At 56.0% G+C, this 3456-nt stretch carries 4 protein-coding genes and 2 pseudogenes; 2 read left to right on the forward strand and 4 right to left on the reverse strand.

The genetic code is table 11. The annotated features are described in order from the left end of the window. The 3 genes and pseudogenes from SJ312_RS23015 to groES all read right to left on the reverse strand — a co-directional run. A protein-coding gene (locus SJ312_RS23015) for an IS3-like element ISAba14 family transposase (protein WP_319868401.1) occupies nucleotides 1-1085 on the reverse strand; the annotation gives its coding sequence in 2 pieces (ribosomal slippage) (nucleotides 1-821 and nucleotides 821-1085; 1086 coding nt annotated over the 2 pieces). This gene is flagged as partial in the annotation. A gap of 72 nt (nucleotides 1086-1157) precedes the next feature. Then, nucleotides 1158-1406 (reverse strand): annotated as a pseudogene (locus tag SJ312_RS23020) (TCP-1/cpn60 chaperonin family protein); the annotation flags it as partial. A 55-nt stretch (nucleotides 1407-1461) separates the two neighbouring features. Next, on the reverse strand, nucleotides 1462-1752 hold the full coding sequence (gene groES, locus SJ312_RS23025; RefSeq protein WP_004201172.1) for a co-chaperone GroES: 291 nt from the start codon (nucleotides 1750-1752) through the stop codon (nucleotides 1462-1464). 193 nt (nucleotides 1753-1945) lie between these two features. Between groES and cutA the strand changes: the two genes are divergently transcribed. Continuing rightward, entirely contained in the window at nucleotides 1946-2275 is a 330-nt protein-coding gene (gene cutA, locus SJ312_RS23030; protein ID WP_004201171.1) for a divalent-cation tolerance protein CutA, read from the forward strand. 4 nt (nucleotides 2276-2279) lie between these two features. After that, nucleotides 2280-3311, forward strand: a complete 1032-nt coding sequence (locus SJ312_RS23035; RefSeq protein ID WP_004201169.1) for a protein-disulfide reductase DsbD domain-containing protein — start codon at nucleotides 2280-2282, stop codon at nucleotides 3309-3311. Nucleotides 3312-3321: 10 nt separating this feature from the next. On the opposite strand, the pseudogene SJ312_RS23040 reads toward SJ312_RS23035, so the two are convergent. Beyond that, nucleotides 3322-3456: pseudogene (locus SJ312_RS23040) on the reverse strand (N-(5'-phosphoribosyl)anthranilate isomerase); the annotation flags it as partial.

The raw sequence follows: 3456 nt of genomic DNA on the forward strand, positions 1-3456 counted from the left end.
GTCTAGACTCGAATGAGGTCGTTTCAAATTATAAAACTCAAAATATGCACTTAATTGCTTTTTCGCATCTGTGACACTGCTATAAGCTTTGAGATACACCTCTTCATATTTAACGCTCCGCCATAATCGTTCAACCATCACATTATCTACCCATCGACCTTTACCATCCATACTGATTTGAATGCCATTTGATTTCAATACATCAATAAATGCATCACTGGTAAACTGGCTGCCTTGGTCTGTATTAAATATTTCAGGTCGACCATATTTTTCAATCGCTTCATTTAAAGCCGAAATACAAAAATCCACCTCCATACTAATCGATACTCTATGCGCAAGTACCTTGCGGCTATGCCAATCAATCACAGCACATAAATAAACAAAGCCTTTTGCCATAGGGATATACGTTATATCCGTAGACCACACTTGATTACTGCGCTGAATAGCCAATCCTTTGAGCAGATATGGATATTTACGGTGAGCTTGATTAGCCTGGCTTAAATTTGGTTTGCAATATAACGCCTGAATACCCATTTTCTTCATTAAAGTACGTGTATGACGTCGTCCTATATGATGTCCTTGACGATTCAACAAATCACGCATCATACGACTGCCTGCAAAAGGATATTGCATATGTAATTCATCAATACATCGCATCAGCTTCAGATCTGATGCACTCACAGGTTTTGGGCGATAGTAATAACAACCACGGGAGACTTTCAGCAGCTTAGCTTGCTTAGATGCTGAAATCTGAAGTGAGTCGTCGATTAACTTTTGTGGTTGAAGCGGCCCAGTTTCTTCAACACACCTTCTAAAAAATCAATTTCTAATGCCTGCTCACCGATTTTTGCATGTAGTTTTTTTAGATCGATGGGTGGTTCTGTTGGAGCTTTTGATTGATCGAAAGCTTGCGAGGAAGCTGAGATCAATTGATTTTTCCAGTCAATAATTTGGTTTTGATGAACATCAAACTCAGCACTCAATTCAGCAAGTGTTTTTTCTGCTTTAATCGCAGCAAGTGCTACCTTAGCTTTAAAATCATTTGAATGATTTCTTCTTGGTCTACGTGCCATAAAATACTCCATATATTGATGTTTATAACATCATTTGAGGAGCAGAATATCACTTATAGGAGTTGTTCAAATTTACGGATCCATCTCTGAGGTCTTGGAAGCGACTTCCTTCACCATCTGCGCGCCCATGTTCTCGAACGCGTCAGCCAGTTCGATTTCCTTGGCGACGGAGACGCCGTCCTTGGTGATGGTCGGCGCGCCGTAGCTCTTCTGCAGCACGACGTTGCGGCCCTTCGGGCCGAGGGTCGCCTTCACGGCGTTGGCGAGCACGTTGACGCCGCGCACCATCTTGGAGCGCGCGTCTTCGCCGAAACGAATGTCCTTGGCAGCCATTGCGAATTACCTCGAAAAATTATTCGGATGAGAAATGTGTGGGAGCGACGCGCGATCAGCCGAGGATCGCGAACAGGTCGTCTTCCTTCACCACCAGCAGCTCGACGCCGTCCAGCTTCACTTCGGTGCCGCTGTACTTGCCGAACAGCACCTTGTCGCCGACCTTGACCTGCGGCGCGCGGACCTGGCCGTTGTCCAGCACCTTGCCGGTGCCGACGGCGACGACTTCGCCCTTGATCGGCTTCTCGGTGGCCGAATCCGGGATCACGATCCCGCCGGCGGACAGCTTCTCTTCTTCCATGCGCTTGATGACCACGCGGTCGTGCAGCGGCTTGATATTGGACATGGCAACCTCGGTAAATGGTTGATTGACGTGGAAAAACCCGGCGATTTTAGCAGTCGCGCGAAGCGAGTGCCAAACCGCGGACAACAGAACCGGGCGAACCCGGCATGCCACCGAGATGGGGCGGGCCCGCCGACTTTCAAGGGCCGCACGCGGATGTCCGCCAGGCCCGCCGGATCGGGGCAGCCGCTACCCTATGCCGGTGAGCGCCCTGATCTGCTTCTGCACCTGTCCCGACGCCGACAGCGCCGAGCGCATCGCCACCGCGCTGGTGGCCGAGCGCCTGGCCGCCTGCGTCAACCTCCTGCCCGGCCTGCGTTCGGTCTATCGCTGGCAACGCAAGGTCGAGGCCGCGGCCGAGGTCCTGCTGCTGGTCAAGACCAGTGCCGAGGCCTACCCCGCCCTGCAGGAACGCCTGCGCCAACTGCATCCCTACGAACTCCCGGAGCTGCTCGCGGTCGAAGCCGCGTCCGGCCTGCCCGAATACCTGCAATGGCTGGCCGCCGAGAGCCGACCGGTAAACTGAGCCAATGACCGCATCCACGATCCGCCTGCGCCGCTGGCTGGCCGGGCTCGCCCTGCTGCTTGCGCTGCCCGCGACCTCGGCCGTCGCCCAGGACTTCGAACTGCCGCCGGTCGACGAGGTCTTCGTCCTGTCCGCGCAGGCCACCGCGCCGGACCGCATCGAGGTGCGCTGGCGGATCGCCGACGGCTATTACCTGTACCGGCACCGCACCTCGGTCAAGGCCGATGCCGCCTTCACCGGCGCGACCATGGCGCTGCCGAAGGGCAAGGCCTACCGCGACGAATTCTTCGGCGACGTCGAAACCTACCGCAAGGAATTGCTCGGCACCCTCACCGGCACGCCCGCGGCCGGCGCGAGCGCGACCACCCTGACCGTGAAGTACCAGGGCTGCGCCGATGCCGGCGTGTGCTACCCGCCGCAGACCCGCACCCTGAAGGTCGCGTTGCCGGGCGAAGCGGGCGCTGGCGGCTTCGGCTGTAAGGCGCGCGGGCTGCATGATTATGTCGTCAAGAACGGCTCTGCCGATCATCCCAACGCCGAGGTGAAATTCGCACTGGGTGATGTGGTCAACACCATGATCGGCTGCACTAATGGTGAAACGATCATGCTGTGCCACGACACCTCGCTGCCGCGCCCCTATTCTCTCGGCTTTCGGGTGCAAGGCACCGAGGGGCTGTGGATGGACGTCAACAAGTCGATCTATCTGGAGGGCAAGAGCCCACAGCCGCACCGCTGGGAGCCTGCCGAGGGCTGGTTTGCGAAATACGATCACCCGCTATGGAAACGCTACGCCGATCTGGCGGCAGGGGCCGGGCATGGCGGGATGGACTGGTTCGTGATCCACGCTTTTGTCGAGGCGCTGAAGGCCAAGGCCCCGATGCCAATCGACATTTACGACGCGCTGGCCTGGAGCGCGATCACGCCTCTGTCGGAACAATCGATTGCTGAGGGCAATCGCACGTTAGATTTTCCCGACTTCACCCGAGGGCAGTGGCGCACCCGCAAGCCGATCTTTGCGCTGAACGACGCCTATTGATCGACGCGATTTAGGCCAAGCGCACCGCAAAGGCGAAATTGGTAATCTTGTCGGTATCCTTGACGCCCGGCGCGCTTTCGACGCCGCTGGAGGTATCGACCAGCGGCGCTCCGGTGCGCGCAATCGCCTCGGCAACATTCGTCGG

It is taken from the genome of Providencia sp. CIM-Carb-044 (genome assembly GCF_033901115.1).
In the GTDB taxonomy this organism is placed as follows: domain Bacteria; phylum Pseudomonadota; class Gammaproteobacteria; order Enterobacterales; family Enterobacteriaceae; genus Providencia; species Providencia hangzhouensis.

Bases quoted from the DNA above. Each gene is read 5' to 3' on its own strand.
- groES (WP_004201172.1), bottom strand. From the start codon at position 1,752: ATGTCCAATATCAAGCCGCTGCACGACCGCGTGGTCATCAAGCGCATG.
- cutA (WP_004201171.1), top strand. From the start codon at position 1,946: ATGCCGGTGAGCGCCCTGATCTGCTTCTGCACCTGTCCCGACGCCGAC.
- SJ312_RS23035 (WP_004201169.1), top strand. From the start codon at position 2,280: ATGACCGCATCCACGATCCGCCTGCGCCGCTGGCTGGCCGGGCTCGCC.